Below are 13,683 nucleotides of genomic sequence, written 5' to 3' on the forward strand. Positions count from 1 at the left end.
GGACACTCACTGATCCGACGGACTGATAGACCGTCCCGTGAGGCGCTCGGGCTGGATCGAGATCCACAGCTCGCGGTTGCCCCCTGCCCACGGCGTGGTGTGCGCGCGATCGGCAAGCCGTCGCACCGCGTCGGGCTCCGTAACAGCCCGCGCGGGGCCGACTGCGAGCACGCTCCAGCCCTGGCTCATCGCCTCGTCCACGTGGTCGACCTCGAATGCCACGTCCGTTCCCATGGCCGCCGCGGGGGCGGAACCAGGTGCGGTGCGGAAGACGATCGCGTCATCGACGACCTCGTAGTTCACAGGGATGACCGCCGGACCGTCGGGCGTCGAAACGGCGATGCGGCCCACGCCATGCGTCGAAAGCAGGGCGCGGCATTCATCGGCTTCGAGGTCTCGCAGCCGAGGGTGCAGGAGCGCCTGACCCCGGCCGGGCGGCAGATCGATGCCGCCGCCGCGCAGGGCGGCTGCGGTAGTCCCCAGCGCGGCGGCCAGCCTGATAAGGCTCGCGAGGCTGGGGTCTGCCCGGCGCTCTTCGAGGTACGCCAGGTATTCCGGCGCCATTCTGGCGCGCCGGGCTGTTTCTGTCCGGGTCAGTCCTTGCCGCGCGCGTTCGAGTGCGATGCGCCGGCCGATGTCGCTGGGGTCGTGTGCTTCGTGGGACGGTGTTTCGCCAGGCCCGTGCTCGACGTGATGGATGTGCGCGTCCGGCCCGGGGAACACGAGCGTCACTTCGTCCGTGTCCGACCAGCGCACGTCGTACGGAGGCGTTCCGTCCGCGTGGTGGAGCCCGACGATTTCACCGTCCCGCCTGGTGGCGCCGGTGTTCGGGCTTTCGACGACTAGTTGATCGCCAAGGTGAGCTCGCATGATCATCACCGCTCCTGCGAAGCGTCGCTGTACCCCCAACGTGCCACGTGCGGTGTCGTGGCGCATAGGTCGAGAAGCCCGAGTCCGCAGGGCCGTACGGGTCGGTCTCGGCCCGGTCGGCCCCAAATGGGGGCCGGACGGCTCATCCGATGACGCCCGGCCCCTGACAGGCTTGATCTGTGACCGTGACTGGTTGTCACGACGCCGAAGGGAGGGCGGAATGCACCACCGAACAGTCGGAGAGCTCATGACCTGGAAGGTCGTCCGGGTACGGCGTGACGTGCCGTTCAAGGAGATCGTCAGGCTGCTTGCCGAGAACGATGTCACCGCCGTACCCGTCGTGGACGAATTGGACCGCCCGATGGGTGTGGTGTCCGAGGCCGACCTGCTGCGCAAGTCGTCCGGCCAGTCCGACCCGTCGGGTCGGGTGCCGATGCCGCATCTGGAGGCCTGGGAGCGAGCCAAGGCCGAGGGAGCCTGCGCCGAAGAACTGATGTCGGCTCCGGCCGTTTGTGCGCGTCCGGAGTGGACCGTTGTCGAGGCGGCTCGCCTCATGGCAGTTCAGAACGTCAAGCGGCTGCCCGTGGTGGACGCGGCGGACAGGCTGCAAGGCATCCTCAGCCGCAGCGACTTGCTGCGCGTCTTCTTGCGTCGCGACGACGCCATCCGCGATGAGATCAACCGGGATGTGCTGCAGTCGACCATGCGCCTCGGCCCTTCGGAGGTGACCGCAGAGGTGCACGAAGGGCAGGTCACGCTCGGTGGGTCCGTCGATGTCAGGAGTCTGGTCCCGATCATTGTGCGGCTGTGCCGGAGTGTGGACGGCGTGGTTTCCGTGTCGGAACGCATCGCGTACCGGACCGACGACACCGCGAGTTCCACCAGCGGCACGTAGGCCGTCCGAACGTGGCCCCGCACGCCGTGGTCGACCAGATGTTGTTCGCGACCACCGCAGGGAGGATCACGATGTCCACGCTCCGAACCGACGCAACCGTGTACCAGACAGGCACCGGCGTCGATGTACCGGCGCTCCCGCGAGCAGAGGCGGCGCTCCCGCGAGCAGAGGTCTGCGAAACCCATACGGCGGTCGTTTGCTTCGTCGGCGCGACCATGCCTACAAGATCAAGATGCCCGTGGACCTGGAATTCCTGGACTACTCCACCGTGGCGGCTCGGCGTGCGGCGTGCGAGCGGGAACTGGCTCTCAACCGTCGCTTCGCCCCCGACGTCTACCTGGGCCTGGGAGAATTTCGCAGCCCGGGCGCGGACACCCCGGAACTCCTCGTCAAGGCTTCAGGGATACCCAGGACGTATGTGACGCCTGCTGTCGCCGCGGGCGAGAAGGCTGGTGACCAGGCGATCGCCTCGGGCCTGCGAGAAGCGGGCAGCCCCAGGCTCCATGAATGCCGGCAGCGTGCTGCGGCCCCCTCGTCGGTGGCCAGTCCCGATCAGGATCAGTCGCAGTGCGGCCCGGGCCAGGCTCCCTGACTCTGGAGGCAGAGGCATGCATCGGGAGGAGCGCGCATGCACTGGGACACGATCCACAAGGACACCGCGCCGGGTGTCACACCGAATCTCGCCGACTACGACCGGGCTCGTTCCGATTTCACTTGGTCGCAGGCACGTACTGCGCTGGCCGGGCTGCCCGGCGGCGGGCTGAACATCGCGCACGAGGCGGTCGACCGGCACGCGGGTTCCGCATCACGGGACAGGGTCGCGCTTCGGTGCATCGCCCGCGACAACTCCGTCTCGACTGTCGCCTACACCGAGTTGGCCCGTCGTACGGCCCGCTTCGCGAACGTCTTGCGGTCGCTCGGCGTCGGCCATGGGGACCGGGTGTTCACCCTGCTCGGCCGCTGTCCCGAGCTCTACACGGCGGTGCTGGGCACGCTGAAGAACACCAGCGTGCTGTGCCCGCTCTTCTCTGCGTTCGGCCCTGACCCGGTGGAGCAGCGGCTGCGTCTCGGCGACGCCCGGGTCCTGGTCACCACCGCGGCCCTGTACCGGCGCAAGGTGGCCGAGCGCCGGGCTTCGCTGCCCGGGCTCGAGAAGGTACTCATCGTCGGGCCGGGTGCCGAGGAGCTGCCCGGCACGGTCTCCTTCGACGAGCTCATGTCCTCAGTCTCCGACTCCTTCACATCCCGCCGACCTCGCCGGAGGCGTGGCGAGCGCGTACTGCTCAACGGCCTCGCGGTCATCAGTCAACGGAACAGTCCCTCTGCGTCGCGGTGGTGGTCGAGAGTGTGGCATCGCGAAGGAGCGGAACGGAGCGGACGGCAGATCATGCATCGGCGAGCAAGCCGGGTGTGCGGTCGCTGACCGCAGCGGCTTGCGGCCGACAGTTCGGCCCGGCCCTGTCAACGGCAGCGACATCAGCGCAGGGCAGCGTCGGGCGGTGCCTCGTTCGGCGCAGATTGCGGCCGCGTGCACGGCGTCCCGGCCAGCGACAAGGCAGTGTGGGAAGCGGAGTCCGCCCGGGGTCCTTCGCACGTCGACCGGGCGAACCGCTTTCCCGGGGTTCTCAGAGAGTGCGCAGCACAGCGACCACCCGGCTCGTACCGTCGCAGACGCTCAGGAGGAAGTGAGCGACCGCTCCCACCCCGCGTCTTGCGGGGCGGGAGCGCCGTCACCAGGATGCATGCATGTCCCTCAACGACGCCTGGGAGCGCATCGAGACCTGGCTGGACCGGCACGCCCCGGCCGCCCGCGCGTCACTGCCTGGCCCGGCTCTGCCGGCCGCGGTGACCGCGACGGAAGCGGCCATCGGCCGCCCCGTGTCTGATGAGTTGCGCACCTCGCTCGCGCGCCACGACGGATCGGGCGAATTCGTGCTGCCCGCCTTCCACCGGCTCAGCGGAGCGCCTTTGATCGCCCGGGAGTACGCCGCCCACCTCGGCGCGCGGGAGCACCGGCCGGAGTACTGGAACCCGGCCTGGATCCCTTTCGCGTACGACGAGAGCGGGAACAGCCTCGTCATCAGCACCGCTGACGACGAGATCCGCGGGCGCATCGGCGTCCATGAGAAGGACGGCGGCGGTGAGTTCGACCCGGACCCTGCCTTCGGCTCGATGACCGCGCTCCTCACCGCGGTGGCCACCGGCCTGGAGGAGGGGACGCTGAGTCTGTGGGGCGCCTGGCACCCGTACGCGGACGAGGACGGCTTCCTGGAATGGCGTGAGCCGGAGGACGGGCAGGAGATCGCCTGGAACATGGACGGACTGAACCGTCGGTATGGATTCTGAATTCGCTGGCTTCGCGAGTGCCCGCACGCCGCAGTGGCATCTCCCGGGACCGCAGAAGACGTCGCAGTCCCACCCCGGCCCGGGTCGATGTCCGCGTGCGGTCGGAGGCGACGCGCAGGCCTCGGGCGCGGGCGTACTCGGCGACCTCGCGCAGCTCGTTGAGCCGCGACTGGGCGTAGCCCTGGGGGCGGCCGCAGTCGGTGAAGCGGCCGTCCATGACGGCGGGGCGCCCGGCACCGGCCCGCAGGCGATTCCGGGCTCGCGGCGCGTGAGGGGGACCCAGGCTCAGTCGTCGTTGTCCACGTGCAGCCAGTGCAGGATCTCGTGCGGCTGTGTCTCGCGGATGCGCACGACGCACGGGAGCACACGCTCCCCCACCCCGCCACCGCGACGGCCCCCAGCCGACGCACCCACCACCAAGCCAGCGCAGCACGGACACAAGACCGAGACCGCCACCACCCCAGCACCACACCCATCAACCACCAACATCCGGGTACAGAAAGGCAGCAAACGAGGGAAGTCGCCCCACTCACCACACACCGCACACTCCCTGACCAGCAGTGATGCGCCAGCGCGTTCCCGAGCAGCGCCACACTTGTTGCCACGGTTGTTGCCACGGTTGCCGCCACCGTTGTTGCCACTGTTGTTGCCCGGAGCGAAGGCCGCGTTTTCTGCGCGAACCACCCACGTCGCGAGATCACGGCCCACACCGCGCCGGGCGGCTCGCCGACCACGCGGATCCTGGCCTTCTACACGGCCGACGGACAGATTCTGCGGACCTTCATAGTCTTCCGCGAGGTCACCGACGCGTCGACCGGAGGTTCCGTCGGGACTGTAAATCGTTCGGCCCTGTCTCACATTCGGTGGTGACGGAGGGTTGTGATGGGTCGTTGGCATGGCGTGCGTGATGTCAACGAGCTTGTAGATGTGGTGTTCTCGGGTCTATCGCCGCTGGCCATCGAGGATGTGACCGACGAGGCCGAGCGGATTCTGGTGCGGGCACGGACGCCGGAGGAACCGGTGCCGTGTCCGGGTTGCGGGGCGCCGTCCGATCGTGTGCACGGCTTTCACCTGCGGACCGTGCCCGACGTACCGGTGGACGGGCGGCGGGTGGTGGTCCGTGTGCGGGCGCGGCGCCTGGTGTGTCCCACGCGCGGCTGCCGTCACACCTTCCGCGAGCAGGTGCCTGGCGTGCTGGAGCGATACCAGCGGCGGGGGCACGTTTGCTTGCGATACCCGCGGTGGGCTTGTCGCGTCACACTGCCCTGCGCGCCCTGTTGCGCATCCCGTTGGCCGTCGGGCGGGTGCCTCGCGTGATAGGCGTCGACGATTTCGCTCTGCGCCGGCGGCACCGCGATGCCACCGTGGTGATCGACGCCGAGACCCATGAGCGGATCGACGTACTGCCCGACCGCACGGCCGACACCCTGGAATCGTGGCTGCGGACCCATCCGGGCGTCGAGATCGTGTGCCGCGACGGCTCGGCCACCTACGCCGAGGCCATCCGCCGCGCCCTGCCCAAGGCAACACAGGTCGCTGATCGATGGCATTTGTGGCACAACCTGTGCGAAGGCGCCCTGAGCGAGGTCAAGGCGCACAGCGGCTGCTGGGCCACCGTGCTGGACGCACCCCTGTACGACGGGCCCCGCGCCCAGACCACCCTGGAGCGCTGGCACCAGGTCCACGACCTCCTTGAGGCGGGCGTGGGCTTGCTCGAATGTGCCCGCTGCCTGCAACTGTCCCTGAACACCGTCAAGCGCTACGCCCGCGCCGACCGACCTGAGCGGATGTTCCGCGTCCCCAAGTACCGGGCCAGCCTTGTCGATCCCTACCGCGAGCACCTGTAAAAAGGCCGGGCCGAAGACCCCGCCGTCCCCGTCCTGCACCTCTTCGAAGAGATCAAAGCCCTCGGCTTCGCGGGCTGCGTCAACCTGCTTCACAAGTACATCAACCAAGGCCGCGCGGACGCCGACCGCTGCCACATCTCCGCGCGCAGGCTCGCCCGGATGCTGCTCACCAGGCCCGACAACCTCACGTCAGAGCATCACGGCCTCCTCGCCTGGCTCACCGCCGCCTGCCCCGAGGTGACACAGCTGGCCGCCCACATCCGGACCTTCGCCCAGCTCCTGAAGCCACACCCAGGAAATGCCGACACGCTCGAGTTCTGGATCGCCCAGGTCCGCGCGGCTGATCTGCCGCACCTGCACGCCTTCACCCGAGGGCTGGAGCGAGACCGTGACGCTGTGATCGCCGCTCTCACCCTCCCGCACAGCAACGGACCCACCGAGGGCGTCAACACCAAGACCAAGCTGATCGCGCGGCAGATGTACGGCCGGGCAGGCTTCCCGCTCCCCCGCCACCGCATCCTCCTCGGATAGCGTCACCCTCCGCCACCACCGAATGTGAGACAGGGCCCTTCGTTTGACAGACCCCATGTGGGTGCTGCTGTTGCGGGGCGTCAGCAGTGCCGGGAGGAAGTTGGCAGCAGACCGGGCGGCCTACCACAGTGCCCGCCCATGGCAGGTAGCCGGGCCGCAGACGCGTGCGGGCTGCGCACCCTGGAGTCCCAGGTGCAGGTCCTGGCACAGGCCGTCAGAGCACTGGCCGAAGGACTGGAGGACATCCCCTCAGAGGACACTGACATGGAGAAGCAGGCAGCCCGCGGCGCGCGGCTGGCGCACGAACTCCTCCTCTCCCAAGGGCTTTAAGGGTCGGTACGGCACCTCCCGCCCGCACGATCTGGTCCGGCGGGCGGCCGAACGCGGCATGAACTGACGCACTGAGTCCGCATCGAGCGGCCAACAGGGGCGGCGGGATCCGCCGGGATCCCGCCGCCCCTGTTGCCCCTCGTGACGCGGGAACCGCTTTCATTCGGCGATGCGGACGGCGAGAGCCGGGCGGATGGCGGCGGCGCGGCGAGCCGGCCCGATCGTGGCCAGGAGGGATGCGGCGAAGGTCGCTGCCGCGAGCACGCTGATGCTGGCCCATTCGATGGGGAATCCTCCCTCGAGGCCCGCGAACGCGGAACTGTTGCGATACATCAGCCACGTGGTGAGCACCCCGAGCAGCGAGCCCAGAACGATGCCCTCCACGGCGATGAAGGCGCTCTCCCACAGGAAGGCCCGCTGGACGGTCCGGGCCCTGAAGCCGAGTGCCCGCAGGATTCCGATGGTGCGACGCCGTTCTCGGACGGCCCGGACCATGACCACCCCGAGGCCGGTGACGCCCACAAGGAGTCCCAGAGCGAGAAAGCCCTGCATGAGGCGGAAGAAGGCGGTACTGGAGTCGAACTGGCGGCGCACATCGGAGGCGATCGGCGTGGCGACCACGCTGGACGACAACTGCTCGCCCTGCAACTGGGTCGCCAGGATGTCGGGGGACACACCGGGCCGGGTTCTGACGAGTGCGGAGGCGTTCTGGGCCTCCGTGCCGAAGAGGTCGCGCATGCCGGTCTCGCCGATCACGACGGGATACACCGTCGAACTGGCGCCGGTGCCCGGGTAGAAGACCATGCCGTTCTTAAGGACTCCGGCAATGGTCTTCTGTTCGGTCCTGCCGGTGCGCGGGTCGGTCAGGGCGAGCGTGTCACCGGCGTCGTAGTAGTCGCCGCTGGGGCCGCCGGTGCTGCCGAAGAACGCGTCGAGCACGACGTACTGCGGATGGGAGGCGAGCGCGCGCCAGACCGCAGCGTCGTCGCGCAGGCCGGGCAGCCGGTCGCCGAAGGCGATGCCTGTGATCGCGCCGTCGGGCACCCCGACGACCGCGGTGTCCAGGGGCGAGCTGGTGCGATGCCCGGGATCGGTGGCGCGGCCGGTGGCATTGAGCAGCGGCGTGACGGCGGAGATCTGGCCGGCCGACGGGCCGCTACGCAGGTCCGTCGGAAGACGATCACGTGCGACCTGGGCATTGAAGTCCAGCCGCAGGGAGTATCCGGCGGTGGCGTCGGAGACGACATTGTTCACGCTCGCGTTGAGGATGCCCGAGATCTCGGTCAGCAGCACGAGAACGAGAACGATCAGCGTGTACATCACCAGCGTCGCTCCGGTGCGGAACCGCTTGGCGAGGGGGTAGGCGACCGCGAGCCGCGCGGCCAGGCCGGACTCCGAGGGTCGCTCCAGCAGCCGCCGCACCGGGCGCAGCACCCCCTTCTGGTTCTCGCTGACCAGCAACACCGCGGAGAACGCGGCCAGGCTGCCCTGGATGACGTAGACGGCCATCGAGGGTGTGTCGAAAATACGGGGGCGGACGACGGGCGCCAGCAGGGTCCAGGCGAGTACGGCGCCCGCCGCCACTGTGATGGCGGTGCGTCCGGGCATGACGCGCAGCATGGCCGGGGTGGCGAAGGCGATGGCGAGCGCCGGCATGAGGTAGGTCTGTTCGGCCTGGCTGCGCGCCAGGGCGGGAACGGCGGCGAATGCGCACAGCAGCGCAAGCGTGCTGGAGATGACGAGCAGCCTGCGGCGCGGCTTGCGTCCGCTTGCCGGCGGGAGATCCCGGATGGCTGCGATGATGTTGAAGCGGCTGATCCGCACCGTCGTCACGAGAATCGCCACGAACGCGATGAGCAGGCCCATGGCCATCCCGTTGAGGATGCTGGTGGGGGTGACGGCGAAGACGATCTGCAGGCTGCTTCCGCCGACCGCCCAGCCGCGGAAGATCTGCGCGGCCACGACGGCGACTCCCCAGCCGACCGCGACACCGATGGCGACGCCCGGCAGAGCGGACAGCAGCGCGTAGGCAGCCCCTTCGAGAGTGAAGGACCCGACCAGGCGCGAGCGCTTCATGCCCACCGCACGCAGCATGCCGAGTTGGGATTTCCGCTCTTCGCCCAGCATGACGAAGATGTTCACCAGCAGCAGGGCTCCCGCGATGATGCTGAAGCTGCCGATCATGAGGAACAGCGCGCCGAGGCTGTCCCCGGTAACCTTGGCCTCCCGCAGTACGGTGTGTTTCGGCGTCTCGATGGCGGCCTGCTCGGCGACCAGACCCAGAGTCCTGCGGATGTCCGCAGTCACTCCTTCGGTCAGCGCGTCGCCTCCCTCGACGCCGCCGCGGTTGGACACGAATGTGACCGAGCGCGGTTCCGCCCCGGTGGCCCGGGCAGCGGACTCGAGCGTGCCCGGAGGCAGGAATGCGTCGCGGTTGAGTCTGCCGCCCAGTCCCACACCCGCCAGGCCCTGCTCCGGCACAACGCGGTCGACGCGGAACGTCTGCGGTGTCCCGAACAGGTAGAACGTGACCTGCTGCCCGGCTCCCACCCGCAGTGACCGGGCCAGCGGCTCGTTGACCACGACGTGGCCCGGTTTCGGGTTCGCGCCGCCGAGTCCCGAGTCGCCACCCGCGCGGCCGAAGCGGGACGCCTCGGCGAAGTCCATCTGCCACGCCAGCGCCCGCGGTTCGGCGATCGGCCGGCCGCCGGGGTGGCTGACCGCTGCCGCCTGTGTGGCCTGGGCGTTCAGCACTCCGTCGATGTCAGGATTTCCGGCGAGTTCGCTGAGCCGTTCCGCGACGTTGTGCCCGGACGGACCGGCGGGTGCGACGACGCGCTCGTCGACCGGCCCGAGGGTCCGGTACGCCTCCTGGCGTACCGAGAAGTTCAAGGTGTCGCCGACGACCAGCGCGCCGACGATGATGGCCGTCCCGAGCACCGAACCGCTGATCACGAGCGCCGCCTCTGTCCTGCGGCGGGCGAGCTGGCGGAAGGCCAGACGGCGGGACACCGGCTGCCGGACGGCGACCAGCAGGAGCGCTGCGATTGCGATCGCCAGGGCGATGAGCAGCGGGGCCAACAGGTTCGGGTACATGAGGTCAGCCCGTGGGGATGTTGGGCATTGCACCGGGAACGGGCACGCGCTGGCGGACGTCGTCGACCAGTCGTCCGTCACGCATACGGATCAGCCGGGGGACACGGTCCCCGATGGCGCTGTCGTGGGTGACCAGGACGATCGTCTGGCCTTCGTCCTGGTTCAGTTCGCACAGCAGGTCCATGACCTGGATGGCCATCGCGCTGTCCAGATTGCCGGTGGGTTCGTCCGCCCACACGATGGCCGGGCGGCCGGCCAGCGCGCGGGCGATGGTCACCCGCTGCTGTTCGCCGCCCGACATCTCGCTCGGCCGGTGATGGACCCGGTGGCCGAGGCCGACCCGGTCGAGCATGGCCAGCGCCCGGCGCCGGGCCTCCCGTGGCCGGGTGCCGACAAGCAGGAGCGGGAGTTCGACGTTCTCCACCGCGGAAAAGACCGGAATCAGGTTGAACGCCTGGAAGACAAAGCCCATCGTGTGGGCCCGGTGCTCGGTGCGCGCGGCGTCCGACATGGCGAACAGGTCGTGGCCATCGACCTCCACCCGCCCGCCGTCGATGTCGTCCAGACCGGACAGACAGTTCAGCAGGGTGGTCTTCCCGGACCCAGAGGGCCCCATGACGCCGACCAGCTCGCCCGGGAAAACGACAAGGTCCAGGTCAAGCAGGGCGGTCACCGCCACGGAGCCCGTCCGGTAGATCTTCTGCACTCCGGAGGCTATGAGAAGTGGCTGGTGGTCGCCCATGTATCCCAGCGAAGCCGACATGGGCGCGATCATGTATGTGCCACATGGCCCGAGCCCCGGGCCGAAAGGCCCCACTGCGTGGCGGAGCGCGCGCCAGTGCCTCACGAGGTCCGGCCCTCGACGTGCTGGGGCCCGAGCACCCCGACACTCCCATCCCGCCTGAACTCAGTCGTCGGTGCGCCGCACGGTTCAGGCGCTGTGCGATCGGGCCTCGTGGCCTGGAGGGGCACCGGGGCGCCGCCGGTGCTCCGGTGGGCTCAACAAGACAGTACGAGGTGACGACGTGGCGGCCGGTGGAACAGCACGGAGGTACGGCCTGCGGGACGGCGAGGAGGGGGCTGTCCGGCCCCCTTCTTGCCCCTTGCAGCCCTGTGATCCGTCGTCCGTTCGCCGGACTCTGGACGCGTCGTCCCGCGCAGGTAATTCGCCGGGGCCCTCTCCGCTGAAGGAGGACTGGACGATGAAGCACGACAACGTCGGATCCACGATGACGAGTGAAGTCGTCAAGGCCGCCTACGACACCCCCTTCGAGGAGATCGCCCGGCTGCTGTCGCAGCACCGGATCAGCGGCCTTCCCGTTGTCGACGACGACGAGAAGGTCATCGGGGTGATCTCCACGACCGATCTCATGGTCCACCAGTCCGGAGAGGAAGACACTCCTGGCCGCTTCAATTGGTCCTCACTCACCCGCAGGGCACGCGTCCGGGAGTCCAAGGCACAGGCTCGCAACGCCGGGCAGCTGATGACCCACCCGGCCGTCACCGTCCATGCCGACCAATCGATCGCAGCTGCCGCCCGCATCATGGCCGAGCACCGCATCGAACGACTTCCGGTCGTGGACGAGGAGGACCGCCTCGTCGGCATCGTCACGCGACGCGACCTGCTCCAGGTCTTCCTGCGGCCCGACGCCGAGATCCGCCGTGAAGTGATCCACGAGGTTCTGGTGCGCGCGCTATGGCTCCCGCCCGAGACTGTCCGGGTCGACGTGCGTGACGGCGTCGTGACCCTGACAGGGCAGCTGCCACGGCGCAGCGACGTACCCGTCGCGCTGCGGATGACCCGCCAGATCGACGGTGTGATCGCGGTCGTCGACGAGCTGACGTTCAGCGTCACCGACTCGCGCAGTGGGCTGTCCGAGGAAGAGTTCTACGGCAACAGCGGCCGGAGGCGCACACTGTAAAGAGAAGTGATCACGATGACTCGCACCGTGCTCGTCGCTTACGGCAGCAAGAAGGGCTCGACGGCGGAGATCGCCCAGTTCATCGCCTCCATCCTGCGCGACGAAGGAGTGAAGGCCGACGCCCGGCCTGCCGCCCAGGTGTGTGACATCCGCCCGTACGAGGCCGTCGTACTCGGAGGCGCGCTCCGCATGGGGCGCTGGCACCGGGATGCACGGCGCTTCGCCCGGCGCCACCGCCATGCTCTGGCCGGACGGCCGCTGTGGCTGTTCAGCAGTGGCCCCCTCGACCCGTCGGCACTGGAACGGGACATCCCTGCTGTGCGCGGCGTCCGCCAGGTCGAGCGTCGACTGGGAGCGCTGGAGCACGTCACGTTCGGCGGACGGCCGACGGACGGAGCGCGAGGACGCATCGCCCGGGCGATCCTGGAGGAGGACGGCGACGACTGCCGCGACTTCAAACGGATTGCCCTGTGGGCCGAAAGCATCGCCGCCTGCCTGACCGCGATACCGAAGCGGGGCAGAGCTGGCCCTGTTGGAGCCGCAGACAGGGCCGGCCGGCCCTTCCCCGGCGCCGATCGGATGACTGACGCTGAGCACAGACAGCGGCCCCGCAGGACAACCGGCGAGTGAGGCCCGGAAGGCTCACCAGTCATCACCGAAGAAGCCGCGCGCTCGAAACGGAGGCCCAGCAATGAGCACCCCCTCCCCCATCCGTATGACCGCCGTTCTCTCCCCCGAGCACCGTGCCCGGCTGCTGGGCATCACCCGGGACGTCAGATTCCCTGAGGGAACCCGCATCTTCGAAGAAGGCCGCCGCGCCGACCGGTTCTGGATCGTCCAGTCCGGCACTGTCGCTCTCGACATCAAAGTTCCGGGACGGCGCCCGGCGGTGATCGAGAACTTGGGCTTCGGTGAACTCGTGGGCTGGTCCTGGCTGTTCCCACCGCATGTGTGGCAGTTCGGCGCCGAGGCCATGACACCCGTACGCGCCCAGGAGTTCGACGCGTCAACGGTGCGGATGATGATGGATGCCGACCCTGCCTTCGGCTCCGCGATCGGAAACTGGGTCGGGAGGGTGCTCGCTCATCGGCTGCATGCCGCCCGTATCCGGCTGCTCGATCTGTACGCGCCGCACGGCAGCGGCATGACTCTGTGACCGACGTCCGAGAGGCCCGCCATGCCCGATTCCCCGCACACAGTGAGCGATGTCATGACGCACACCGCAGTCGCGGTGGGGCGCCGTGCGACCTATAAGGAGATCGTGGAGCTGATGGAGCAGTGGAAGGTCAGTGCCTTGCCGGTGCTGGAGGGCGAGGGCCGTGTGATCGGCGTGGTCTCGGAGGCGGATCTGCTCCCCAAGGAGGAGTACCGCCTCGACGACCCCGCACAGGCAGACCGGCCGCTGTCCGACTTGGCGAAGGCGAGGGCGGTCTCGGCAGAGGAGCTGATGTCGAGCCCGGCCGTCACTGTTCACGCGAGCGCCACGGTCGCCGAGGCCGCACGGATCATGGCGCGCCGTCGGGTCAAGCGCCTGCCCGTGGTCGACGGTGTCGGCCTGCTCGAAGGTGTCGTCAGTCGCAGCGACCTGCTGAAGGTGTTCCTCAGGCCGGACGAGACCATCGCCGACGAGATCCGTCGTACCGTCATCGAGCACCAGCCACCCACGGCACACGTGGAAGTCTCCGTCACCGACGGCGTGGTCACCCTCCACGGCAACCTCCGGGACCGGGCGCTGGTCTCCCTGCTTGCCCGGGCCGCCCGCGCGGTCGAAGGCGTCGTGGACGTCCGCCTGAGCCTCAACAACCAGGCACCCCCAGCGCCCTGAGGCGTGGGCACGATCACCTCG

Annotated in this window: 11 protein-coding genes and 2 pseudogenes; 10 read left to right on the plus strand and 3 right to left on the minus strand. The window is 69.1% G+C overall.

What is annotated here, in order from left to right:
* Window positions 1–6: 6 nt before the first annotated feature.
* A complete protein-coding gene (locus OG741_RS04835; protein WP_405605401.1) occupies window positions 7–870 on the minus strand; it encodes a pyridoxamine 5'-phosphate oxidase family protein in 864 nt (287 codons plus the stop codon).
* 220 nt (window positions 871–1,090) lie between these two features.
* Between OG741_RS04835 and OG741_RS04840 the strand changes: the two genes are divergently transcribed.
* The 6 genes and pseudogenes from OG741_RS04840 to OG741_RS04865 all read left to right on the plus strand — a co-directional run bounded on the left by OG741_RS04840 (window position 1,091) and on the right by OG741_RS04865 (window position 6,819).
* A complete protein-coding gene (locus tag OG741_RS04840; protein ID WP_405595456.1) occupies window positions 1,091–1,765 on the plus strand; it encodes a CBS domain-containing protein in 675 nt (224 codons plus the stop codon).
* Between the two features lie 71 nt (window positions 1,766–1,836).
* Window positions 1,837–2,174 (plus strand): annotated as a pseudogene (locus OG741_RS04845) (hypothetical protein); the annotation flags it as partial.
* Window positions 2,175–2,393: 219 nt separating this feature from the next.
* Window positions 2,394–3,188 carry an AMP-binding protein gene (locus OG741_RS04850; protein ID WP_405595458.1) on the plus strand — a complete coding sequence of 265 codons (795 nt, stop codon included), beginning with the start codon at window positions 2,394–2,396 and terminating at the stop codon, window positions 3,186–3,188.
* Window positions 3,189–3,511: 323 nt separating this feature from the next.
* On the plus strand, window positions 3,512–4,111 hold the full coding sequence (locus OG741_RS04855; protein WP_405595460.1) for an SMI1/KNR4 family protein: 600 nt from the start codon (window positions 3,512–3,514) through the stop codon (window positions 4,109–4,111).
* A gap of 882 nt (window positions 4,112–4,993) precedes the next feature.
* Window positions 4,994–6,489 (plus strand): annotated as a pseudogene (locus OG741_RS04860) (ISL3 family transposase).
* A 138-nt stretch (window positions 6,490–6,627) separates the two neighbouring features.
* Complete coding sequence (locus tag OG741_RS04865) at window positions 6,628–6,819, plus strand: hypothetical protein (protein WP_405595462.1); 192 nt, start codon at window positions 6,628–6,630, stop codon at window positions 6,817–6,819.
* A 159-nt stretch (window positions 6,820–6,978) separates the two neighbouring features.
* On the opposite strand, the gene OG741_RS04870 is transcribed toward OG741_RS04865, so the two are convergent.
* Window positions 6,979–9,915, minus strand: a complete 2,937-nt coding sequence (locus tag OG741_RS04870; RefSeq protein ID WP_405595464.1) for an ABC transporter permease — start codon at window positions 9,913–9,915, stop codon at window positions 6,979–6,981.
* Between the two features lie 4 nt (window positions 9,916–9,919).
* Window positions 9,920–10,678 (minus strand): ABC transporter ATP-binding protein, encoded by a 759-nt coding sequence (locus tag OG741_RS04875; protein ID WP_405595466.1) that lies wholly within the window; start codon window positions 10,676–10,678, stop codon window positions 9,920–9,922.
* A 439-nt stretch (window positions 10,679–11,117) separates the two neighbouring features.
* Between OG741_RS04875 and OG741_RS04880 the strand changes: the two genes are divergently transcribed.
* From OG741_RS04880 to OG741_RS04895, 4 genes are all read left to right on the plus strand, one after another.
* Complete coding sequence (locus tag OG741_RS04880; RefSeq protein WP_405595468.1) at window positions 11,118–11,837, plus strand: CBS domain-containing protein; 720 nt, start codon at window positions 11,118–11,120, stop codon at window positions 11,835–11,837.
* A gap of 15 nt (window positions 11,838–11,852) precedes the next feature.
* Entirely contained in the window at window positions 11,853–12,467 is a 615-nt protein-coding gene (locus OG741_RS04885) for a flavodoxin domain-containing protein (protein WP_405595470.1), read from the plus strand.
* Between the two features lie 61 nt (window positions 12,468–12,528).
* Window positions 12,529–12,993 carry a cyclic nucleotide-binding domain-containing protein gene (locus tag OG741_RS04890; RefSeq protein ID WP_405595472.1) on the plus strand — a complete coding sequence of 155 codons (465 nt, stop codon included), beginning with the start codon at window positions 12,529–12,531 and terminating at the stop codon, window positions 12,991–12,993.
* Window positions 12,994–13,014: 21 nt separating this feature from the next.
* Window positions 13,015–13,662 carry a CBS domain-containing protein gene (locus OG741_RS04895; RefSeq protein WP_405595474.1) on the plus strand — a complete coding sequence of 216 codons (648 nt, stop codon included), beginning with the start codon at window positions 13,015–13,017 and terminating at the stop codon, window positions 13,660–13,662.
* The last annotated feature ends 21 nt before the right edge of the window (window positions 13,663–13,683 follow it).

The sequence above is a fragment of the Streptomyces sp. NBC_01410 genome (genome assembly GCF_045040195.1).
Classification (GTDB): Bacteria; Actinomycetota; Actinomycetes; order Streptomycetales; family Streptomycetaceae; genus Streptomyces.

Bases quoted from the DNA above. Each gene is read 5' to 3' on its own strand.
- OG741_RS04835 (WP_405605401.1), bottom strand. From the start codon at position 870: ATGCGAGCTCACCTTGGCGATCAACTAGTCGTCGAAAGCCCGAACACC.
- OG741_RS04880 (WP_405595468.1), top strand. From the start codon at position 11,118: ATGAAGCACGACAACGTCGGATCCACGATGACGAGTGAAGTCGTCAAG.
- OG741_RS04895 (WP_405595474.1), top strand. From the start codon at position 13,015: ATGCCCGATTCCCCGCACACAGTGAGCGATGTCATGACGCACACCGCA.
- OG741_RS04855 (WP_405595460.1), top strand. From the start codon at position 3,512: ATGTCCCTCAACGACGCCTGGGAGCGCATCGAGACCTGGCTGGACCGG.
- OG741_RS04890 (WP_405595472.1), top strand. From the start codon at position 12,529: ATGAGCACCCCCTCCCCCATCCGTATGACCGCCGTTCTCTCCCCCGAG.
- OG741_RS04870 (WP_405595464.1), bottom strand. From the start codon at position 9,915: ATGTACCCGAACCTGTTGGCCCCGCTGCTCATCGCCCTGGCGATCGCA.
- OG741_RS04875 (WP_405595466.1), bottom strand. From the start codon at position 10,678: ATGTCGGCTTCGCTGGGATACATGGGCGACCACCAGCCACTTCTCATA.
- OG741_RS04850 (WP_405595458.1), top strand. From the start codon at position 2,394: ATGCACTGGGACACGATCCACAAGGACACCGCGCCGGGTGTCACACCG.
- OG741_RS04840 (WP_405595456.1), top strand. From the start codon at position 1,091: ATGCACCACCGAACAGTCGGAGAGCTCATGACCTGGAAGGTCGTCCGG.
- OG741_RS04885 (WP_405595470.1), top strand. From the start codon at position 11,853: ATGACTCGCACCGTGCTCGTCGCTTACGGCAGCAAGAAGGGCTCGACG.
- OG741_RS04865 (WP_405595462.1), top strand. From the start codon at position 6,628: ATGGCAGGTAGCCGGGCCGCAGACGCGTGCGGGCTGCGCACCCTGGAG.